At 72.4% G+C, this 19,805-nt stretch carries 19 protein-coding genes; 15 read left to right on the top strand and 4 right to left on the bottom strand.

Annotation, left to right across the window (positions count from 1 at the left end; genetic code table 11):
• Positions 1-28: 28 nt before the first annotated feature.
• From ACFPFQ_RS13520 to ACFPFQ_RS13500, 5 genes are read left to right on the top strand one after another with little or no spacing between them, the layout of a single operon-like run.
• A complete protein-coding gene (locus ACFPFQ_RS13520; protein WP_379618480.1) occupies positions 29-1,246 on the top strand; it encodes a sugar ABC transporter substrate-binding protein in 1,218 nt (405 codons plus the stop codon).
• 16 nt (positions 1,247-1,262) lie between these two features.
• The gene (locus ACFPFQ_RS13515) at positions 1,263-2,204 is read left to right on the top strand and encodes a carbohydrate ABC transporter permease (RefSeq protein ID WP_379618675.1); all 942 of its coding nucleotides are present in this window, start codon (positions 1,263-1,265) and stop codon (positions 2,202-2,204) included.
• Entirely contained in the window at positions 2,201-3,019 is an 819-nt protein-coding gene (locus ACFPFQ_RS13510) for a carbohydrate ABC transporter permease (protein WP_379618478.1), read from the top strand. The genes ACFPFQ_RS13515 and ACFPFQ_RS13510 overlap by 4 nt, the downstream gene beginning before the upstream one ends.
• Positions 3,020-3,039: 20 nt before the next feature.
• The gene (locus ACFPFQ_RS13505; protein ID WP_379618476.1) at positions 3,040-3,807 is read left to right on the top strand and encodes a ThuA domain-containing protein; all 768 of its coding nucleotides are present in this window, start codon (positions 3,040-3,042) and stop codon (positions 3,805-3,807) included.
• Positions 3,804-4,877, top strand: a complete 1,074-nt coding sequence (locus ACFPFQ_RS13500; RefSeq protein ID WP_379618474.1) for a Gfo/Idh/MocA family protein — start codon at positions 3,804-3,806, stop codon at positions 4,875-4,877. The genes ACFPFQ_RS13505 and ACFPFQ_RS13500 overlap by 4 nt, the downstream gene beginning before the upstream one ends.
• Before the next feature lie 103 nt (positions 4,878-4,980).
• Here ACFPFQ_RS13500 and ACFPFQ_RS13495 read toward each other — a convergent pair whose 3' ends face one another.
• On the bottom strand, positions 4,981-5,778 hold the full coding sequence (locus ACFPFQ_RS13495) for an enoyl-CoA hydratase-related protein (RefSeq protein ID WP_379618472.1): 798 nt from the start codon (positions 5,776-5,778) through the stop codon (positions 4,981-4,983).
• A 45-nt stretch (positions 5,779-5,823) separates the two neighbouring features.
• Between ACFPFQ_RS13495 and ACFPFQ_RS13490 the strand changes: the two genes are divergently transcribed.
• Genes ACFPFQ_RS13490 through ACFPFQ_RS13480 form a run of 3 tightly spaced genes read left to right on the top strand, consistent with a single transcriptional unit; the run spans position 5,824 to position 7,889 of the window.
• Positions 5,824-6,576: an SDR family NAD(P)-dependent oxidoreductase gene (locus ACFPFQ_RS13490; RefSeq protein ID WP_379618470.1), complete on the top strand. Its 753-nt coding sequence runs from the start codon at positions 5,824-5,826 to the stop codon at positions 6,574-6,576.
• Positions 6,573-6,968 carry a RidA family protein gene (locus ACFPFQ_RS13485; protein WP_379618468.1) on the top strand — a complete coding sequence of 132 codons (396 nt, stop codon included), beginning with the start codon at positions 6,573-6,575 and terminating at the stop codon, positions 6,966-6,968. The genes ACFPFQ_RS13490 and ACFPFQ_RS13485 overlap by 4 nt, the downstream gene beginning before the upstream one ends.
• 54 nt (positions 6,969-7,022) lie before the next feature.
• Positions 7,023-7,889 carry a TIGR03560 family F420-dependent LLM class oxidoreductase gene (locus tag ACFPFQ_RS13480; RefSeq protein WP_379618466.1) on the top strand — a complete coding sequence of 289 codons (867 nt, stop codon included), beginning with the start codon at positions 7,023-7,025 and terminating at the stop codon, positions 7,887-7,889.
• On the opposite strand, the gene ACFPFQ_RS13475 is transcribed toward ACFPFQ_RS13480, so the two are convergent.
• The gene (locus ACFPFQ_RS13475) at positions 7,886-9,034 is read right to left on the bottom strand and encodes an FAD-dependent oxidoreductase (RefSeq protein WP_379618464.1); all 1,149 of its coding nucleotides are present in this window, start codon (positions 9,032-9,034) and stop codon (positions 7,886-7,888) included. The genes ACFPFQ_RS13480 and ACFPFQ_RS13475 overlap by 4 nt on opposite strands.
• Before the next feature lie 110 nt (positions 9,035-9,144).
• Here ACFPFQ_RS13475 and ACFPFQ_RS13470 point away from each other — a divergent pair, with 110 nt between their 5' ends.
• The 4 genes from ACFPFQ_RS13470 to ACFPFQ_RS13455 all read left to right on the top strand — a co-directional run bounded on the left by ACFPFQ_RS13470 (position 9,145) and on the right by ACFPFQ_RS13455 (position 15,423).
• The gene (locus ACFPFQ_RS13470) at positions 9,145-9,690 is read left to right on the top strand and encodes a TetR/AcrR family transcriptional regulator C-terminal domain-containing protein (protein ID WP_379618462.1); all 546 of its coding nucleotides are present in this window, start codon (positions 9,145-9,147) and stop codon (positions 9,688-9,690) included.
• Positions 9,691-9,701: 11 nt separating this feature from the next.
• Positions 9,702-11,270: a DUF4139 domain-containing protein gene (locus ACFPFQ_RS13465; RefSeq protein ID WP_379618460.1), complete on the top strand. Its 1,569-nt coding sequence runs from the start codon at positions 9,702-9,704 to the stop codon at positions 11,268-11,270.
• 170 nt (positions 11,271-11,440) lie between these two features.
• The gene (locus tag ACFPFQ_RS13460) at positions 11,441-13,018 is read left to right on the top strand and encodes an AMP-binding protein (RefSeq protein ID WP_379618458.1); all 1,578 of its coding nucleotides are present in this window, start codon (positions 11,441-11,443) and stop codon (positions 13,016-13,018) included.
• Positions 13,015-15,423 carry a bifunctional salicylyl-CoA 5-hydroxylase/oxidoreductase gene (locus tag ACFPFQ_RS13455; RefSeq protein WP_379618456.1) on the top strand — a complete coding sequence of 803 codons (2,409 nt, stop codon included), beginning with the start codon at positions 13,015-13,017 and terminating at the stop codon, positions 15,421-15,423. Before ACFPFQ_RS13460 ends, ACFPFQ_RS13455 begins: the two co-directional genes overlap by 4 nt.
• Here the strand turns inward: ACFPFQ_RS13455 and ACFPFQ_RS13450 are convergent.
• Positions 15,384-15,695: a hypothetical protein gene (locus tag ACFPFQ_RS13450; protein WP_379618454.1), complete on the bottom strand. Its 312-nt coding sequence runs from the start codon at positions 15,693-15,695 to the stop codon at positions 15,384-15,386. The genes ACFPFQ_RS13455 and ACFPFQ_RS13450 overlap by 40 nt on opposite strands.
• 209 nt (positions 15,696-15,904) lie before the next feature.
• Between ACFPFQ_RS13450 and ACFPFQ_RS13445 the strand changes: the two genes are divergently transcribed.
• The 3 genes from ACFPFQ_RS13445 to ACFPFQ_RS13435 all read left to right on the top strand — a co-directional run bounded on the left by ACFPFQ_RS13445 (position 15,905) and on the right by ACFPFQ_RS13435 (position 18,164).
• Positions 15,905-16,102 carry a DUF397 domain-containing protein gene (locus tag ACFPFQ_RS13445; protein ID WP_379618673.1) on the top strand — a complete coding sequence of 66 codons (198 nt, stop codon included), beginning with the start codon at positions 15,905-15,907 and terminating at the stop codon, positions 16,100-16,102.
• Between the two features lie 71 nt (positions 16,103-16,173).
• On the top strand, positions 16,174-17,088 hold the full coding sequence (locus ACFPFQ_RS13440) for a helix-turn-helix domain-containing protein (protein ID WP_379618452.1): 915 nt from the start codon (positions 16,174-16,176) through the stop codon (positions 17,086-17,088).
• A gap of 89 nt (positions 17,089-17,177) precedes the next feature.
• Positions 17,178-18,164 carry an RluA family pseudouridine synthase gene (locus tag ACFPFQ_RS13435; RefSeq protein WP_379618450.1) on the top strand — a complete coding sequence of 329 codons (987 nt, stop codon included), beginning with the start codon at positions 17,178-17,180 and terminating at the stop codon, positions 18,162-18,164.
• Here ACFPFQ_RS13435 and ACFPFQ_RS13430 read toward each other — a convergent pair.
• Positions 18,133-19,635, bottom strand: a complete 1,503-nt coding sequence (locus tag ACFPFQ_RS13430; RefSeq protein WP_379618448.1) for an APC family permease — start codon at positions 19,633-19,635, stop codon at positions 18,133-18,135. The two genes, ACFPFQ_RS13435 and ACFPFQ_RS13430, sit on opposite strands and share 32 nt — an antisense overlap.
• Positions 19,636-19,805 lie beyond the last annotated feature (170 nt).

The following is a 19,805-nucleotide window of genomic DNA, read 5'->3' as shown; positions in this document are numbered from 1 at the left end:
CGACGACACCCGTGAGAGAGGACCGGACATGGCTCGACGAAGAGCAGTACTGGCCACGGTGCTGGCGACGGTCGCCGCGATCGGACTGAGCGCCTGCGGTGGGGGCGGAGCCGCCGCGAGCGGCCCCGTCACCAGCCTGCGGGTGCTCGACTACTACAACAACGAACCGGACAAGACCGTCTACGCGCAGACCCTCGACGCCTGCGGCAAGGAGAACGGCGTCACGATCGAGCGGGAGGCGGTGCCCGGCGCCACGCTCATCGCGAAGGTGCTGCAGCAGGCGTCGTCCAAGACGTTGCCGGACGTCCTGATGCTCGACAACCCCGACCTGCAGCAGATCGCGGCCACCGGCGCGCTCGCCCCCGTCAGCGACTTCGGGCTCTCGGCAGCGGGGTACGCCGAGGGCATCGTGAACGCGTCGTCCTACAAGGGCGCGGTGTACGGGCTGCAGCCGGTCACCAATACCATCGGCCTGTTCTACAACAAGGACATCCTCGACAAGGCAGGCGTCAAGCCCCCGACGACGTGGGACGAGCTGAAGGCGGCCGCGAAGGCGCTGACCAGCGGCCCGCGCTACGGCATCGCGTTCTCCGCGGCCGCCACCTACGAGGGCACCTGGCAGTTCCTGCCGTTCATGTGGACGGGCGGCGGCGACGAGCGCGACATCGCGAGCCCGCAGGTCGCGCAGGCGCTGCAGCTCTGGGTCGATCTCGTGAGCTCGGGATCGGCGTCGAAGTCGGTGGTCACCTGGGGCCAGGCCGATGTCAACGAGCAGTTCATGGCGGGCAACGCGGCCATGATGATCAACGGCCCCTGGCAGTTCCCGGTGTTGAAGAAGGACCCGAACCTGCACTACGCCGTCGTGCCGATCCCCGGGCCGCAGGCAGGCACCACGCCCGTGGCACCGCTGGGTGGCGAGACCTGGACGATCCCGCGCACCGGCAACCCCGCGCGGCAGGCCGTGGCCGCGAAGATCGTGGCGTGCCTGAACTCCGACGCCAACCAGATGGCGCTGGCGCAGCAGCGCACCACCGTGCCGACGAAGACGGCGCTCGACGCCCCGTTCGTCGCCCAGGTGCCGGAGATGGCGGCGTTCACCACCGCCGTGCAGACCGCGCGGGCCCGCACCGGTGAGCTGGGCCCGGACTGGCCCAAGGCCGCCACGAAGATCTACACGGCGATCCAGACGGCGCTGACCGGCGGTGCGACGCCGGCCGCGGCACTGCGGCAGGCCCAGGGTGGGTGACGGCGCCACGGCGACGATGGCCCGGCCCGACACGGCGCCGCCACCGCGGGCGACCGTCGATCGCTGGTGGTCGCCGCGGCGCCGCGAGCGGCTGCTCCAGCTCGCGTTCCTGTTGCCCGCCGCCGTCTACCTCGTGGCGTTCTTCGGGTTCCCGGTGGTCAAGAACGTGCTGATGGCGTTCGAGCAGTACACGACGACCACGTTCTACACCGGCGAGGCGCCGTGGGTCGGGTTCGCCAACTACCAGGCGGTGCTGGGCTCGTCCGGGTTCGGGCGGGCCGCGCTGAACACGGCGCTGTTCACGGTCGGCTCGATCGCCGGGCAGTTCGGGATCGGGCTGGCGATCGCGGTGTTCTTCCGGCGCCGGTTCCCGCTCAGCCGGTTGCTGCGCTCGCTGCTCCTGCTGCCGTGGCTGATCCCGCTGATCGTCTCCAGCGCGGTGTGGCGCTGGATCCTCGACCAGGACAGCGGGGTGCTCAACCGCTTCCTCGGCGCCGTCACCGGGGGCAGCGTGCAGCTCGGCTGGCTCACCAGCACCTCGCTGGCGCTGATCGCGGTGATCATCGTGAACATCTGGATCGGGATCCCGTTCAACACGACGATCCTCTACGGCGGCCTGCAGGACATCCCCGAGGAGCTCTACGAGGCGGCCGCGATCGACGGCGCCACCGGGTTCCGCGCCTTCCGGTACGTGACGTGGCCGCTGCTGCGGCCGGTGGTGACCGTGGTGCTGATGCTCGGCGTGGTCTACACGGTGAAGGTGCTCGACATCATCCTCGGGCTCACCAACGCCGGGCCCGCCAACGCGACGCAGACGATCGCGACGCAGTCCTACCAGCTGTCGTTCCAGCAGTTCGACTTCGGGCAGGGCGCCGCGCTGGGCAACGTGCTGATCGTCGTCTCGCTGGTGTTCGCGCTGTTCTACCTGCGCGCCAACCGCCGGACGGTGCAGTCGTGAGCCGCCGCCGGGTCACCCGGTCCTGGGGCAGCACGGTCGTCGGCGTGCTGCTGCTGGCCGTGATGCTGTTCCCCGTCTACTGGATGGTGAACGTCTCGCTGCAGCCCAGCGGGTCGGCGGTGGCCACACCGTGGTTCCCGCTGCACCTGAGCTTCGACGGGTACGCCGCGGCGATCGGGCAACAGGGCCGCCACCTGCTGACCAGCCTGGTGGTGGCCGCGGGCAGCGTGGTCTTCAGCCTCCTCGTGGCCGCACCCGCCGCCTACGCGCTCGCGCACTTCCGGGTGCGCGGCGCGGGCGTCGTGCTGTTCGCGATCCTGATCAGCCAGATGGTGCCGGGCATCGTCGTCGCGAACGCCCTCTACAGCGCCTACACGGAGCTGGGGCTGCTCAACTCGATCCCGGGACTCATCCTCGCCGACTCCACCGCCGGCATCCCGTTCGCGATCCTGATCATGCGGGCCTTCATGGGGGCGCTCCCGGCCGAGGTCGTGGAGGCGGCACGCGTCGACGGCGCCGGGCAGATCCGGGCGTTCGTGTCGGTCGTGCTGCCGATGAGCCGCAACGCGCTGATCACCGCGGCGCTGTTCACGTTCCTGTTCACGTGGAGCGACTTCCTCTTCGCGCTCACGCTGACCACCACCGAGGACGTCCGGCCCGTGACGCTGGGGCTCTTCACCTACATCGGGACCTACGTCAACGACTGGAGCTCCGTGATGGCCACCGCGGTGCTCGCGTCCGTCCCCGCCATCGCGCTGTTGCTGGTGGCGCAGCGCTACGTGTCCGCCGGAGTCACCGGAGGAGCCGTCAAATGAACTCACGAGAGGCAGTCGCTGTGCCGAATCCCGTTCGCGTCACGGTCTGGGGCGAGAACCGCCACGAGCAGATCGAGGAGCACGTCGCCAAGATCTACCCGCAGGGCATGCACACGACGATCGCGGAGGGGATCGTCGAGAACCTGGGCGACGGTGCCGTGGTGCGCACCGCGACGCTCGACGACCCCGAGCACGGGCTGACCGAGGACGTGCTCGCCACCACTGACGTCCTGACCTGGTGGGGCCACGCCGCGCACGCCGAGGTGGCCGACGACGTGGTCGAGCGCGTGCACCGCCACGTCCTGTCGGGCATGGGGCTGGTCGTGCTGCACTCGGGGCACTGGTCGAAGATCTTCATGAAGCTCATGGGCACCACCTGCACGCTGCGGTGGCGCAGCGAACACGACCGCGAGCTCATCTGGACGGTCGACCCGACCCATCCGATCGCGCAGGGCGTGCCGCACCCGCTCGTCATCGACGAGGACGAGATGTACGGGGAGTTCTTCGACATCCCCGCCCCGGACGAGCTGGTCTTCCTCAGCACGTTCGCCGGCGGGGAGGTGTTCCGCAGCGGCTGCACGTTCCGTCGCGGGCACGGCAAGATCTTCTACTTCCGCCCCGGCGACCAGGACTTCCCGACCTACCACCACCACGACGTCCGCCGTGTCATCGCCAACGCGGTGGCGTGGGCCCGCACGGACCTGCCGGCCCGCAGGCTGCCGGAGCTGCTGCGCTACGACACCGGTGCCTTCTTCGAGGGGAAGTCCTACGCGGGTCCGATCGGATGACGCGCGCTCCGTTGCCGATGGTGGTCGTCGGCGCCGGGTCGATGGGCCGCGCGTGGCTGGCCGCGGTCGCCGCATCGGCCGACGTCGAGCTGGTGGGCGTCGCCGACCTCGACCTCGAGACGGCGCGGGCCGCGGCCCCGGGCGTCGCGGTCGGCACCGACGCCGTCGAGCTGGCGACCCGCACCGGGGCGCGGGCCGTCATCGATGTGGCGGTGCCCTCGGCCCACCACGCGGTGACCACGGCCGCGCTGTTCGCGGGGCTGCCGGTGCTCGGGGAGAAGCCCGTGGCCGACACGCTCGCCGCCGCGCTGTCACTGGCCGCGGCCAGTGAGGCGACGGGACGGCTGTTCATGGTGAGCCAGTCGCGGCGGTGGAACCCGCACCTGTTCGCGCTGCGCGACGCGATGGCCGGGCTGGGCACCGTCGGGGCGCTGACCACGCAGTTCTTCAAGGCTCCCCACTTCGGCGGCTTCCGGGAGGAGATGGAGCACCCGCTGCTGGTGGACATGGCGATCCACGCGTTCGACACGGCCCGCTACCTGCTCGGCGCCGACCCGGTGGCGGCGTACTGCGAGGCGTACAACCCGCCGTGGAGCTGGTTCGCCGGTGCCGCCGCGGCGAACGCGGTGTTCGAGATGGGCGGCGGGGCGCGCTTCGCCTACAGCGGGAGCTGGTGCAGCCCGGGCACCGAGACGTCGTGGAACGGGGCGTGGCGGGTCAGCGCCGAGAAGGGCACCGCGACGTGGGACGGGGAGTCGGCCCCCCTCGTCGACGACGTGGCCGCACCCGTGCCGCGGGGGCCGGCGGGCATCGACGCAGCGCTGGCGGCGTTCGTCGCGGCGCTGCGGTCGGGCACCACACCGATGGGTGAGGTGCACGAGAACGTCATGAGCCTGGCGATGGTGGCGGCGGCGGTCCGGTCGGCGGCGACCGGGGCCCGGGTGCTGATCGACGACGTGCTGGCCGCGGCGCACGCCGAGGCCCTTCGCACGGAAGCGCGGGCGGACGTGCGGGCGGTGCTGGCGGGGTGGAGCTCGCCGCGGGAAGCGCTGGTGGGATCCGGCTCCTGATCCTCCAGCGGGGTGCCGCCCGGGCCCGCAGCATGGTGGCCATCCAAGCGTTGGATCGCAGGATGGCCACCATGCTGCGATGTGAGCAGCCACGGTCGACCGCTCAGCGGTAGGGCGAGAAGTCCGGCGGCCGCTTCTCCGCGAAGGCCTTCGCCCCCTCCATCCCCTCCTCGCTGTGGGCGTAGTGCTCCAGCCCGTCGAAGGCGATGTGGGAGATGCCGCTGATGTGGTCGGTGTCGGCGTTGAAGGAGTGCTTGAGGAACTTCAGCGCCGTCGGCGAGTAGCTGCCGATCTTGCGTGCCCAGGCCCGGGCCGTGTCCAGGAGCTCGGCCGCCGGCACCACCTCGTTGACCAGGTTCCACCGCTCGGCGGTGGCGGCGTCGTAGCGGTCGAGCAGGAACCAGATCTGGCGCGCCCGCTTCTCCCCCACCACCCGTGCCAGGTACGCCGAGCCGAACCCGGCGTCGAACGACCCGACCCGCGGGCCGGCCTGCGCGAACGTCGCGTGCTCTGCAGCCACCGTCAGGTCGCACAGCACGTGCAGCACGTGCCCGCCGCCGATCGCGATGCCGTTGACGGCGGCGATCACCGGCTTGGGGATGTCGCGGATGATCCGGTGCAGCCGCTCGATCTCGAACGTGCCCCACTCGGTCTCGCCGTAGCCGCCGGTCTCGGCGCGCTCCTTGACGTCGCCGCCGGTGCAGAAGGCCCGGTCGCCGGTGGCGGTGAAGATCACCGCGGCCACCCTGCGGTCGGCCCAGGCGTGTTTGAAGGCGGCGTTGAGCTCGTCGACCGTGCGGCCGCGGAAGGAGTTCATCCGCTCCGGTCGGTCGATGGTGATGACGGCGTGGTTGTCCTCCTCCACCTCGTAGCGGATGTCGGTGAACTCCTCGAGTCGCATGTCGTTATCTTGACGGCCGTCACCAACGCTTGACAAGCTCGGGTCATGGGAAGCAGACGATGCCTCGTCACCGGGGCCGGCCGCGGGATCGGGGCGGCCGTCGCGAGCCGCCTGTCCGCCGAGGGACACCAGGTGGCGCTCACCGCGCGGTCCACCACGGAGCTGGACGCGCTCGCCGCACAGCTGCCCGGGCCGGCGCTCGTGGTCCCCGCCGACGTCACCGACCCGGACGCCGCCGAACGCGTCTTCACCGCCGTCGAGGAGGCCTGGGGGCCGGTCGAGGTGCTGGTGCTCAACGCCGGCACCGCCGTGTCGGCACCGGTGCACCGCACGACCGACGCCGACTGGGCTCGCATGCTCGACCTCAACCTCACCGCCCCGTTCCGGCTGCTGCGCCGCGCGACGCCGGCCATGAAGGCGGCGGGGTTCGGCCGCGTCGTCGCGATCGCGTCCACCGCGGCGCTGCGGGGCGAGCCCTACATCGCCGCCTACACGGCCAGCAAGCACGGGCTGCTCGGCCTGGTCCGCTCGGCCGCCGCCGAGCTCGCCGGCGCCGGGGTCACCGTCAACGCCGTCTGCCCGGGCTACGTCGACACCCCGATGACCGACGGCTCCGTCGCGACGATCAGCGCCACCACCGGACGCCCGCTCGACGAGGTGCGCGCCCACCTGGCCGGGCAGCAACCGATCGGGCGGCTGATCAGCGTCGACGAGGTGGCCGACGCCGTGCTGCTGTGCGTGGGCAGTGCCGCGATCACCGGCCAGGCGCTTGCCGTGGACGGCGGGGCCACCCCGTGACGCTCGAGCGGATCAATCCTCCCGAGCTCGGCCGCCCGTCGGGCTTCTCGCATGCCGTGGTGGCGACCGGGCGCACCGTGTTCCTCGCCGGCCAGACCGCGCTCGACGCGACCGGGCACATCGTCGGCGACGGTGTCGTCGCCCAGTTCGAGGTGGCGCTGACCAACCTACTGGTCGCCCTGCGCGCCGCGGGTGGCGGACCCGAGCACCTCGCGGCGCTCACGATCTACATCGTGGACGTCGAGGACTACCGCGCCCACGGCCGCGAGATCGGCGGGGTGTGGCGGCGGCTGATCGGCACCGAGTACCCGGCCACCGCGGGCATCGGCGTCGCGCGCCTCTGGGACGTCGAGGCGCTGGTGGAGGTGCAGGGCACGGCCGTCCTGCCCTAAACGTTCGATATCTAACGTATTGACGCATCATCATTAGACATCTATCTTTTTGGCATGCGACTGAGCCTCTCGATCACCGACTACTCCTGCCCCGACGGGCCGTCCGCGCTGGCCGCGCACCTCGACGAGGTGGTCCGCGCGGCCGACGACGCCGGGCTCGACACCGTCTGGGTCCCCGACCACCTGCTGCAGGGCGCCCCGGGCACCACGCCGGAGGACGCGATGCTCGAGGCCTGCACGACGTTGGGCTATCTGGCGGCCCGCTCGACGCGGGTGCGCCTCGGCACGGCGGTCACCGGGGTGACGTTCCGCCCGCCCGCCATCCTGATCAAGGCCGTCAGCACGCTCGACGTCCTGTCCGGCGGCCGGGCCTGGCTCGGGGTCGGCGCGGGCTACCACCTCGAGGAGGCCCGGGCGATGGGCCTGCCGCTGCCGGCCACCCGCGAACGGTTCGAGTACCTCGAGGACACGCTGCGCCTCGCCGCGCAGATGTGGTCGGGCGACGACGCGCCCTTCACCGGCCGCCACTTCCGCCTCGACCGCCCCGTCTGCAGCCCGCAGCCGCTGCACCGCCCGCGCATCCTCATCGGCGGCACCGGCGAGCAGAAGACGCTGCGGCTCGTGGCTCAGTACGCCGACGCGTGCAACGTCTTCGACATCCCCGACGGCGGGGCCACGATCACCCGCAAGCTCGCGGTACTGGCCCGCCACTGCGCGGACGTGGGCCGTCCGTACGACGCCATCGAGAAGACCGTGAGCACGCGGCTGGACCCCGCGGGGTCACCTGCCGCGTTCGTGGAGCGCTGCCGGGCACTCGCCGCGCTCGGCACCGACCACGCCATGGTCATCACGACCGGGCCGTGGGACACGGCGACGCTCGGCATCCTCGCCGCGGCCCGGCCCGCGCTGGACGAGTTCTAGCGCGCGGCACCCAGTCCCATGAGCCCGTCGAGGGCCTGCCGGCTCGCCAGCACCAGCGGGCGGGAGACGGCCAGCATCTCCCGTTCGTAGTCGGCGATCGCGGCCTCGACGTCACCGCCGGCGATGAGCCGGTCGGCGAGGTCCGCCGCATCCCGCAGCGCCGTGTTGCCGCCCATCCCGCCACTGGGCAGCATCGTGTGCGCGGCGTCGCCCAGCAGCGTCGCCCGTCCGGACTCCCAGGGATCCACCGGTGGCACGTAGACCAGCTCGCCGAGGCTGCTGTTGTGCGCGTCCGCCAGCCGCACCAGCTCGCGCAGGTCGGGGTGCCAGCCCGCGACCAGGTCGCCGACGAACTCCAGCGCACCGGCCCCGTCGTCCGCGGCCAGGTCGACGGTGTTCTCCGGCGGGAGCAGCATCACCCAGCGCAGGTAGCTCGCCGTCGCGGGCAGGAACACCTCGGGTGCCAGCTCGGCGGCGGCCTCCTGCGGCGGGCGCCGGAACGGCATCTTCCCGAGGAACAGGTTCAGACCCGGTCCGGCCACCATCGTGCCGCGGCCGGGCACCAGCGCCGCGAACCGCTCGGTCATCGGCGTCCGGCCGATCACGCCGCGCACCCCGGTTCCGATCCGCTCGGCCGGACCGGCCAGCTGGGAACGCACCGCGGAGCCGATCCCGTCGGCGCCCGCCAGCACGTCCGCGATCTCCGACGAGCCGTCGGCGAACGTCGCCCGGACCGTGCCGCCGGGCAGCTCGGCGAACCCGGTCAGCCGCGCGCCGAAGTGCACGACGTCGCCCAGTCCGGCGAGCAGCAGGTGGCGCAGGACGTGCCGGTCCACCACGTTGGCCTCGTAGGACTGCGCGAGCGACGCGCTCTCGTCGAGCCCCTGCAGCACGAGCTGCTCGTCGACGAGCCGGCCGGGGCCCGCGAGCTCACCGCTCGAGGCGTGCAGCAACGGGTGCAGCCGCTCGGGCAGGCAGCGGTGCAGCGCCTCCCACCCCGGTCCGCCGAGCCCGATCCGGTAGCCCTGGAAGCGGTACTCCACGCCGGCGTCCCGCTCGTGGACGGACACGTCCACACCGGCCCCGCGCAGCGCCTGGGCCAGCGCCAACCCGCCCAGCCCCGCGCCGATGATCACCACTCGCATCGCCGTCACCTCTCACGCCATCGATGTGAACTACGTTCACGTGAACGTTGTTCACGGTAGGGATCGACGGCCGTGCTGGCAAGCTGTCCCGATCGGACGAGAGGTGGCGGATGTCCCGGCGTGACGAGGTGCTGCAGGCCGCGATCGAGCTGCTCGACGAGGTCGGGCTCGACGACCTGACCACGCGCAGGCTCGCGGCCCGGCTCGGCGTGCAGCCCGGCGCGCTCTACCGGCACTTCACCAGCAAGCAGGCATTGCTCGACGCGATCGTCGAGCAGCTCGTGACCCTGGAACCGCCGCCCCCGGCGACGCAGGAGGGCTGGGCCGAGCAGGTCAGCGCCACCGCCACCGTCGCGCGCGCGGGCATGCTCGCCCATCGCGACGGTGCCCGGCTCGTCGCCACCATGGGCGCCCCCGGCCCGAGTGCCCGTGCGGGGTTCGAGCGACTCGTCGCCGTGATCGCCGCGGGCGGCGCCCCGGCTGAGGCCGCCATGCTCGCCACCGACACCGTCTTCGCCTACGTCAACGGGTTCACGATCGAGGAACAGGCCCGCAAGGTCACGGGCCCCTCCGCGGTGCCGCGCAGCGAGCGCGATCGCCAGTTCGCCGCGGGCCTCGGCCTGATCATCGACGGGATCCGCGCGGCGCTGCGCTAACGTCGCCGACCATGGACCTGCTGGCCCCGATCGTCGCCGTCACCGTGCACCCCGAACGTGCCCGCATCACCCGCCGGGGCCACGTCACGCTCCCGGCCGGAGCCACCGACCTGGTCGTCGCCGGGCTGCCGCTGTCGCTGCTCGACGAGTCGGTGCGCGTCGCGGGCCGGTCCGACGCGGGTGTGCGCGTGGTGGGCGTCGACGTCGGGTACCGCAACCTCGTCGGCGCACCGGATGACCGCGTCCGGGCCGCCGAGGCGGCCGTGCGCGCCGCCGAGTCGGCCGTGGCGACGATCGACGGGCTCGACGCCGGGGACGTCGCCCGCCAGGACATGCTGACCCGGCTCGCCGCCCGCAGCGGCGACCGGCTGGCCGCGGCGCTCGCCGACGGCACCGCCGAACCCGGCCGCGTCGCCGAGATCGGCACGGCCGTCGCGGCGCAGCTCGTGGAGGTGGCGGCGAGCCGGCGCGGCCACGCCGAACGTCGCGAGGAGGCGCTGTACGCGGTGCGGGCGGCGCAGGCCGAGCTCGACCGCCTGCGGTCCTCGGGTCGCAGCCGCCGCGACGCCGTGATCGGCGTCGAGTCCGACGGCGCGGGCGAGCTGGAGCTGGAGCTGACCTACGTCGTCGACGGCGCCGGCTGGTCACCCGCCTACGACGCCCGGCTCGACAACGCCGGGCAGGTGGCCCTGACCTGGTACGGGATGGTCACCCAGGCCACCGGCGAGGACTGGCCCAGCTGCGAGCTGACGCTGTCGACGGCCCGCCCCGCGGTCTCGACGGCGGTGCCCGAGCTGGACCCGTGGTGGATCGACGTGAGCAGGCCGCCCCCGCCGATGCCGAAGGTCCCGATGCCCATGGCCGCCGCCGGCGGGGCGCGGATGCGGTCGCTGGAGTCCGCCGACACGATGGCCTTCGCCGCCGCGGCACCCGTCGCGCCGGTGCTGGCCCGGGCCGTCGAGACCACGATCGCGGCGTCGTGGCGGCTGGCGCGACCCACCGCGGTACCGGGTGACGCCACCCCGCACCGCACGACCGTCGCCGCGTTCACGCTCGAGGCGGCGCTCGACCACGTGGTGGCGCCCGCGCTGGGTCCCGACGCCCACCTGCGCGCGACCGTCGTGAACACGTCCGGGCAGGTGCTGCTCGCGGGCCCGGTGTCCACGTTCCTCGACGACGCGTTCGTCGGCACCACCACGATCGCGCAGACCGCACCCGGCACCGAGATCGAACTCGCGCTCGGGGTCGACGCGCAGGTCGTCGTCGAGCGGGAGCTGGCCGAACGCACGGCGCACCGGGCCCGCTTCGGCGCCGGTCGCGGCTCGGTCGAGCGATGGACGATCGAGGTCACCAACCGGCGCGCCACCCCCACGCGGGTCACCGTGCGCGACCGGATCCCGGTGGCGCGCCAGGCCGACATCAAGATCGTCGAGGTGGCGCTGAGCCCCGAGCCTGCCGAGCGTGACGAGCTCGGGCGGGTCGAGTGGGTGGCCACGCTGGATCCGGGTGCCACGTGGCGGGCGAGCGTGCGGTTCGGGGTGGAGCACCCCAAGGACCTGCCGATCACCGGGTGGCGGTAGCCGGCGGCGCAGCAGCAGCTCCGACTTGCAGGAAAGCCACTTTCCCGCAACGTCGTTGCGGGAAAGTGGCTTTCCTGCAACGACGCCGAGCGGGGCCGAGCCGCCGTCACCCATGTTGCCGTCTTGACTCTCGTCACAGACGCGACATACTCGGTCGTGGAGGTGTCGCCATGGCCAGCGCACACGTGGACACGTTCTGCCACGACCACCTGCCGCCCCGGGAACTGTGGCCGGAGCTGCGGTTCGAGCTTCCCGAGCTGCAGTACCCCGATCAGCTCAACGCCGCCGCCGCGCTGCTCGCCGGGCCTGCCGACGACCGGCCGTGCGTGCGCGGGTCGGGCGTCTCGTTCACCTACGGCGAGCTGCGCCACCGGGCCGCGCAGATCGCCGCCGTGCTCGTCGAGGACGGGCTGGTGCCCGGCAACCGGGTGCTCCTGCGCGGCCCCAACGAGCCGTGGCTGGTGGCCTGCTGGCTCGGCGTGCTGCTGGCCGGCGGGGTCGCGGTGGCCACGATGCCGATGCTGCGGGCCGGTGAGCTCGCTGCTATCACCGCGCTGTCGCACCCCACGGTGGCGCTGTGCCACGAGGCGTTCGCCGACGCGCTCCCCGACCTCCCGGCCGTCAGGTTCCCGGCCGAGCTCGCGGCCCGGTGCGCCCGCCACGACGGCAGCTTCGTCCCCGTGGCCACCGCCGCGGAGGACGTCGCGCTGCTGGCGTTCACCTCCGGCACCACCGGCCGTCCGAAAGCCACCATGCACCAGCACCGCGACGTGCTGGCCGTCGCCGACACCTTCGGGCGCCACGTCGTCGCGCTGCGGCCCGACGACGTCGTCAGCGGCACCCCGCCGATCGCGTTCACCTTCGGTCTCGGCGGGCTCGTCGTGTTCCCGATGCGCGCGGGCGCGAGCACGCTGCTGGTGGAGCGCACCACCCCGGAGCAGCTGGCCGACACCGTGGCCGAACAGGGCGTCACCGTCCTTTTCACCGCCCCCACCGCGTACCGCGCGATGCTCGCCGCCGGCCGCGCCGACCGGCTCGCCGGCCTGCGCCGGGCCGTGTCGGCGGGTGAGGCACTGCCCGCGTCGGTGTGGCACGCCGTCCACGACGCCACCGGCCTGAAGATCATCGACGGCATCGGCTCCACCGAGATGCTGCACGTGTTCATCAGCGCCGCCGACGACGACATCCGCCCCGGCACCACCGGACGCGCCGTGCCCGGCTACCGCGCCGCCGTGCTCGACGACGACGGCCGTCCCGTCCCCGACGACACGCCCGGCCACCTGGCCGTGCAGGGTCCCACCGGCTGCCGCTACCTCGACGGCGACCGCCAGACCACCTACGTCCGGGACGGCTGGAACCTCACCGGCGACACGTTCCGCCGCGACGCCGACGGCTACTTCACCTACCTGGCCCGCAGTGACGACATGATCGTCTCGGCCGGCTACAACATCTCCGGGCCGGAGGTGGAGCAGGCGCTGCTCGGCCATCCCGACGTCGTCGACGTCGCGGTGGTGGGCACGCCCGACGAGCAGCGCGGCGCCGTCGTCACCGCGTTCGTCGTGCTGCGGGCGGGCGCGCTGCCCGACGCGGCGGCGCTGCAGGCGTTCACCAAGGCGGCGATCGCGCCCTACAAGTATCCGCGCGTCGTGACGTTCGTCGACGCGCTGCCGCGCACCAGCACCGGGAAGCTGCAGCGCTACGTGCTGCGCACCACCACCGTCGTACCAGCAGTCCGGGGGACCACATGAAGATCGCGATCATCGGCGGCGGCCCGGGTGGCCTCTACGCCGCCGCACTGGCCAAGCAGCTCGACGCCCGCCACGAGATCACGGTGTGGGAGCGCAACGCGCCCGACGACACGTTCGGCTTCGGCGTGGTCTTCTCCGACGAGACGCTCGGGGGCATCGAGCACGCCGACCCCGCCGTCTTCGCCGCCATGCAGCAGCACATGGCCCGCTGGGACGACATCGACGTCTGCTTCCGTGACACGGTCACCACCTCGGGCGGGCACGGCTTCTCCGCGATGAGCCGCAAGGACCTGCTCGCGGTGCTGCAGGCGCGCTGCGCCGAGGTGGGCGTGGACGTCCGGTACCGCACGCTCGCCCCGGCCGTGACCGAGCTGCGCACCACCCACGACCTGGTGATCGCGTGCGACGGCGCCAACTCCGCCGTCCGCGCCGCGATCCCGGGCTTCGGCGGGAGCGTGGCCACCGGGCGCAGCCGCTACATGTGGCTGGGCGTCGACCGCGCGTTCGAGGCGTTCACCTTCGACGTCCGCGAGACCCCGCACGGGGTGATGCAGGTGCACGGCTACCCCTACGCCGCCGACGCCAGCACGATGATCATCGAGATGCACGACGACGTCTGGCGGCGGGCCTTCGGACCGTTCGCGGCAGTGGACCTCGCACCCGGGGAGAACGACGAGGCGTCGATCGCCGCCGTCGGGGAGCTCTACGCCGACCTGCTCGGCGGCGCCAAGCTGGTGGGCAACAACTCCAAGTGGCTGGCCTTCCCCACCGTCTCCACCCGCACCTGGCGCGACGGCAGCGTCGTCCTGCTCGGCGACGCCGCCCACACGGCCCACTTCTCCATCGGTTCGGGCACCAAGCTCGCGATGGAGGACGCGCTCGCGCTCGTCGCCTGCCTGCACGAACACGCCGACCTGCCGACGGCGCTGGCCGCGTACGAGCAGGAGCGCCGCCCGGTGGTCGTGTCCACCCAGCGCGCCGCGAAGGCGAGCCGCGAGTGGTTCGAGGACATCGGCCACTACGTGGACCAGGACCCTGCCCAGTTCGCGTTCAACATCGTCACGCGCAGCCGGCGCGTCACCCACGACAACCTCCGGGTCCGGGATCCCGAGTTCGTCGCGGCCACCGAGCGGTGGTTCACCGGGGGCGCCGCGGTGCCCCCGATGTTCGTGCCGGGACGGATCGGGCCGCTGGAGCTGCACAACCGCGTGGTCGTGTCGGCCATGGACATGTACTGCGCGCCCGACGGCGTGCCGGGCGAGTTCCACCTCGTCCACCTCGGCGGCAAGGCGCTCGGCGGCGCGGGGCTGGTGATGACCGAGATGGTCTGCGTCTCCCCCACCGGCCGCATCACCCCGGGTTGCGCGGGCCTGTGGACCGCGGAGCAGGAGGCGGCCTGGGCGCGGGTGGTCGGCTTCGTGCACGACAGCAGCGCCGCGAAGATCGGCGTCCAGCTCGGGCACTCGGGCCGCAAGGGCTCCACGAAGATCATGTGGGAGGGCATCGACGAGCCGCTGCCCACGGGCGGCTGGGACGTCGTCGGCCCGTCGGCCATCCCCTACTCCGACGCCAACGCGGTGCCGCGCGCACTCACGCTCGAGGACATGGCCGGGATCCGCGACGAGTTCGTGGCCGCCGCGGAGGCTGCGGCACGCGCCGGGTTCGACCTGCTCGAGCTGCACTGCGCCCACGGCTACCTGCTCTCGTCGTTCCTCTCACCGCTGGCCAACACCCGCACCGACGGCTACGGCGGCGACGTCGCGGCCCGGCTGCGCTTCCCGCTGGAGGTCTTCGACGCGGTGCGTGCCGCCTGGCCCGCCGACCGTCCGATGACCGTGCGGATCTCGGCCACCGACTGGCACGACGGTGGCAACGACGTGGCGGACGCCGTTGCGATCGCGCGCGCCTTCGCCGAGCACGGCGCCGCCGCCATCGACGTGTCGACCGGGCAGGTGCTCGCGGCCGAGCAGCCGGAGTTCGGACGGAGCTACCAGACGCCCTACGCCGACCGGATCCGCAGTGAGATGCGTCGCAGCGGGCTCGACGTCGCGGTGATCGCGGTGGGGGCCATCTCGTCGTGGGACGACGTCAACTCGATCCTGCTCGCCGGGCGTGCCGACCTCTGCGCGCTGGGGCGGCCACATCTCTACGACCCGCAGTGGACGTTGCACGCCGCGGCCGAGCAGGACTACCGCGGACCGGCGGCACCGTGGCCGTCGCCGTTCGCGGCCGGCAGCCGCAGGCCCCAGACCGGACGGACCGACGGCCCGCGGCCCCGGCTGGAACTGGTGCGGCGGGGCGGGGGTACCCGGCACCTGCGCTGGCGCCCCGACGGAGATGCGCCGGCGCAGGTGGACCGGGTCGGTCAGGAAGCCTGTTCGGGGCGCTCGCAGACGCTGTCGTGACGGCGTCGGGCCAGCTCAGCGATGCCGTGGATCGAGCAGGGCCACGGTGAGGAGGGCAGCCCGGTGCCACCCTTGGTGCACATGCGGCAGCGGCCGTTGCGGTCGGGCTGGTGCAGCGTCAGCAGCCGCTGCCAGACGTCGACCATCGGCGCGAGCTCGGCGGCGAGCCTGCGCAGTTCGAGGTCCTGCGGCATGCCGTCCCCGATGACGCTGGCGAGATCGGCGGAGCTCTCCGGCGCGCGATCCGCTGCCCGCGGCGCCGAGGTCAGCACCGGCCGGATCCCGGGGAACCCCTCAGTTCGAGCCGAGCTCCTGCTCCCACCCCACGAGTAACTCATCGCTCCCCCCGCCCGCCCGTTCTGTTCACGTTCAGCGACGACCCCACCCGATCGGATGGACTCCCTCTCGGCCCAATCGTGTCCGGTCGGACTTGCATCCGCAAGTGCTGGTGCATGAACATCTGCACGTGCATTTCGGATCGATGACCCTCCGTTGGCGTAAGAGCACGGCCAGTAATCCCAGCGGCAACTGCGTTGAGCTGGCCGCCATGGCCGACGGGGGGGTTGCCATGCGGAACTCCCGTGACCCGTCCGGGCCCGTGCTCGTTTACACCCGGGCGGAGATCGCCGCCTTCCTCGACGGCGCACGCCGCGGTGAGTTCGACGACCTCGCTCGGTGACGGGGGGACCCACCAGCTTGCTCCCTTCGCGGCATCACGGCAGAGTGAGCGAGGAAGGTGGAGGTGCGGGGATGAACGTGGTGCGAAGCCACTGGTCCGACGGTGGAGCAGAACCTCGACGGGCAACCGCGGGAACGGCTGCCTCCAGCGGTCCCACGGTGTTGCGGATCGGCCTCGGCGCGCAGCTGCGGCGCAAGCGGGAGGCCGCCGGCATCACCCGCGAGCTCGCCGGTGACGCCATCCGCGCCTCGCCTGCGAAGATCAGCCGCTTGGAGCTGGGCCGGGTCGGCTTCAAGGAGCGCGACGTCGCCGATCTCCTCACGCTCTACGGCGTCGTCGACCCGAGCGAGCGCTCGGAGTTCCTCGGCCTCGCGCAGCGGGCCAACGCCCCCGGCTGGTGGCACCGCTACGCCGATCTGCTGCCCACCTGGTTCGAGACCTACCTGGGCCTGGAGCAGGCCGCCTCGGTGATCCGGTCCTACGAGCTGCAGTTCGTGCCCGGCCTGCTGCAGACCCGCGACTACGCGCGCGCCTGCACCGCGCTCGGCCACGACGACGCCGTCGAGGTGGAGCGCCGCGTCGAGCTGCGGATGCGCCGCCAGGAGATCCTGACGACACCCGGTGGCCCCACCCTGTGGGCCGTGATCGACGAGGCCGCGCTGCGCCGCGGCCTGGCGGGTCCCGATCTGATGAAGGCCCAGCTCGACCACCTCATCGAGATGAACGAGCTGCCCAACGTCTCGCTGCAGATCGCGCCGTTCAGCTACGGCGGGCACGCCGCGGCGGGCGGCCCCTTCACGATCCTGCGCTTCGCCGAGACCGACCTGCCCGACATCGTCTACCTCGAGCAGCTCACCAGCGCCCTCTACCTGGACAAGCGGCCCGACGTCGAGCACTACGCCGCGGTGATGGACCGCCTGTGCGCCCAGGTCGAGCCGCCCAACCGCACCGCGCAGTTCCTCAGCGACATCCGCAACGCGCTCTAGTCGCTCGCACACACCGCAGCGCCCCCGCACACACCTCCCACGGTGTGTGCGGGGGCGTTCCGGTGTGTGCCGCCGCGTAGGGTCGGTGGGTGCGGCGCAAGCTCAAGTCCCCGTTGCCGCAGCGGCACGGGCTCGACGCCGTGCGGCTGCGCACGCCTGTCGTCGACCCCGGCGCCGCCGGCTGGGCCACGATGCGCGACCACCTGGTCGAGCGGCTGCCGCGCGTCGCACCCGCGCGCATCGACGCGATGCTCCGCGAGGAGCGCATCGTCGACGCCGACGGCCCGATCACCGTCGAGTCGCCGTACGTACCCGAGTCCTTCCTGTGGTTCCACCGCGATCTGCCCGTCGAGGTGCCGGTGCCGTTCGAGATCGGCGTGGTGCACCGCGACGAGCACCTGCTGGTGGTGGACAAGCCACACTTCCTCGCCACGATCCCGCGCGGCAGCCACATCGTGGAGACCGCACTCGTGCGGCTGCGCCGTGAGCACGACCTGCCGGCGCTGATCCCCGCGCACCGGCTCGACCGCGTGACGGCGGGCCTGCTCATGTTCGTGATCCGCCCCGAGGACCGCGGCGCGTACCAGACGCTGTTCCGGGATCGGCTGGTGCACAAGACCTACGAGGCGATCGCGCCGTTCGACCCGCAGCTCACGCTGCCCCGGACGGTGCGCAGCCGCATCGTCAAGGAACGCGGCGTGATCTGCGCGGTCGAGGTGCCCGGGGAGCCCAACGCGGAGACGCTCGTCGAGCTCGCCGAGCACCGCGGCGGCCTGGGCCGCTACCTGCTCACCCCCCGGACCGGGCGCACCCACCAGCTGCGGCTGCACCTGTCCGGGCTCGGCATCCCGATACTGGGCGACGACTTCTACCCCGTGCTCACCGACAAGCCCCTCGACGACTTCCGGCGGCCACTGCAACTGCTCGCCTCGACGCTGGAGTTCACCGACCCGCTCACGGGAGCACCGCGCCGGTTCCGCACCCGCGCCACGCTGCAGGCCTGGACCGACCGGGCAGCGTGGGCGGGGGCGGGGGGTGCGGGGATCAGCCCGCCCGCGGCGGCGTCGGGACGTTGAGCTGGATCTTGGGCTCCACGACCTCCGGCGCCATCGCCGTCTGCCCGATCCGCTTGTAGACGGCCGGCTTGTTGCGCTTGATCACCGCGGCCCACCCCAGCCCCAGCAGCGCGACGACGAGCATCAGGCCGGGGAAGAACCCGCGCTCGAACCAGCCGGGGTCGGAGCTGCCCATCAGCACGTCGAAGTTGATGACGAGGATCGCGACGATCGCGAACAGCACGATCGTGGCGAGCACCGGGGCCACGAGACCCTGCCACGTGGACGCGGCGTCGCGGTGGCGGCGGAAGTAGCCGACCACGGCAACCGACGTGACGGCCATCAGCAGCACCACACCCACCGCTGACGTGCCGCTGAACCAGGTGAACAGCTGCAGGACCGGGTCGGCGCCGAAGATCGCGAACGCCACCACCACGACGATGGCCAGCGCCGACTGTGCCAGCGAACCGGTGAGCGGGCCACCAGAGGCGGCACCCACACGGCTGAACGCCGCGAGCAGCACCCGCTCGCGGCCGAGCGCGAACAGGTAGCGGGCCACGCCGTTGTGGAAGCTCAGCAGCGCGGCGAACACGCTCGTGAGGAACAGCAGGTTGCCCAGCACCGAGATGCCGCCGCCCCAGTTCTGCGCCAGCACCGAGAAGACCAGGTCGGCCTGCTTCGTGCCGGCCTCGGCCTGCAGGTTCTCGGCGCCGACGTTGACGGTCATGGCCCAGGCCGACAGCGCGTAGAACAGGCCGGTGAACGTGAGCGCGGCGAACGTGGCGCGGGCCACCGTGACGCGAGGGTTGCGGCACTCCTCGCTGTAGATCGCGCCCGACTCGAACCCGATGAAGCCCGCGATGCTGAACGCGAACACCGCGCCGACCGTCGGGGTGAACAGGTTCGACGGTGTCAGCCCCGCGAACGAGACGCTGCCGCCTGCCGGGTGCCCGAACGCGCTGATGTCGTAGAGCGCCACGATGATGCACTCGAGGATCAGCAGGACGGCCAGCACGCGCGCGTTGAGGTCCACGCGCAGCACGCCGAGCGCGCCCACCACGATGAGCGCGGCGACGGCGAGCGCCCACCACGGCAGCGTGATGCCGAACGTCGAGGACAGGAAGCCGGCCAGGCTCGCCCCGAACAGGCCGTAGAGCCCGATCTGGATGGCGTTGTAGGACAGCAGCGCCACGAACGAGCCCGACACCGCCCAGCGCGGCCCCAGGCCCTGCGCGAGGTACGAGTAGAACGCGCCGGCATTGGCGACGTGGCGGCTCATCGCGGCGTACCCGACGGCGAACAGGGCGAGCGCGACGGCGAGCACGAGGAACGACAGCGGGACGCCGGCGTTGCCGGTGACGGCGAACGTGGTGGTGACGCCCCCGCCCAGCACCGTCAGCGGCGCGGAGGCCGCGACCGTGAAGAACAGGAGGTGGATGACCCCGAGCCGGCGACGGCGCAGCTGCGGGACCGGTTGGTGCACGGACGACATTCACAGCTCCCGAGCGGCAGGAATCGACGGAGAAGCCCGGGCGAATCGTCGGCGACCCCCGGCGCGCGCGCACCCTATCATTTCTCCGTGCAATAGCCGGATGATCACCATACGCATTCGAACCATCACGCTCCGCGCAATTCCGCTACGGTTCACCCGATTCACCGACG

The organism is Pseudonocardia sp. GCM10023141 (assembly GCF_042653605.1).
This window is presented reverse-complemented; position numbering and strand designations above follow the sequence as displayed.

Coding starts and splice junctions, on each gene's coding strand:
- ACFPFQ_RS13520 (WP_379618480.1), top strand. CDS start 29: ATGGCTCGACGAAGAGCAGTACTGGCCACGGTGCTGGCGACGGTCGCC.
- ACFPFQ_RS13515 (WP_379618675.1), top strand. CDS start 1,263: ATGGCCCGGCCCGACACGGCGCCGCCACCGCGGGCGACCGTCGATCGC.
- ACFPFQ_RS13500 (WP_379618474.1), top strand. CDS start 3,804: ATGACGCGCGCTCCGTTGCCGATGGTGGTCGTCGGCGCCGGGTCGATG.
- ACFPFQ_RS13495 (WP_379618472.1), bottom strand. CDS start 5,778: ATGCGACTCGAGGAGTTCACCGACATCCGCTACGAGGTGGAGGAGGAC.
- ACFPFQ_RS13490 (WP_379618470.1), top strand. CDS start 5,824: ATGGGAAGCAGACGATGCCTCGTCACCGGGGCCGGCCGCGGGATCGGG.
- ACFPFQ_RS13480 (WP_379618466.1), top strand. CDS start 7,023: ATGCGACTGAGCCTCTCGATCACCGACTACTCCTGCCCCGACGGGCCG.
- ACFPFQ_RS13475 (WP_379618464.1), bottom strand. CDS start 9,034: ATGCGAGTGGTGATCATCGGCGCGGGGCTGGGCGGGTTGGCGCTGGCC.
- ACFPFQ_RS13470 (WP_379618462.1), top strand. CDS start 9,145: ATGTCCCGGCGTGACGAGGTGCTGCAGGCCGCGATCGAGCTGCTCGAC.
- ACFPFQ_RS13465 (WP_379618460.1), top strand. CDS start 9,702: ATGGACCTGCTGGCCCCGATCGTCGCCGTCACCGTGCACCCCGAACGT.
- ACFPFQ_RS13460 (WP_379618458.1), top strand. CDS start 11,441: ATGGCCAGCGCACACGTGGACACGTTCTGCCACGACCACCTGCCGCCC.
- ACFPFQ_RS13455 (WP_379618456.1), top strand. CDS start 13,015: ATGAAGATCGCGATCATCGGCGGCGGCCCGGGTGGCCTCTACGCCGCC.
- ACFPFQ_RS13445 (WP_379618673.1), top strand. CDS start 15,905: ATGACCCTCCGTTGGCGTAAGAGCACGGCCAGTAATCCCAGCGGCAAC.
- ACFPFQ_RS13440 (WP_379618452.1), top strand. CDS start 16,174: ATGAACGTGGTGCGAAGCCACTGGTCCGACGGTGGAGCAGAACCTCGA.
- ACFPFQ_RS13430 (WP_379618448.1), bottom strand. CDS start 19,635: ATGTCGTCCGTGCACCAACCGGTCCCGCAGCTGCGCCGTCGCCGGCTC.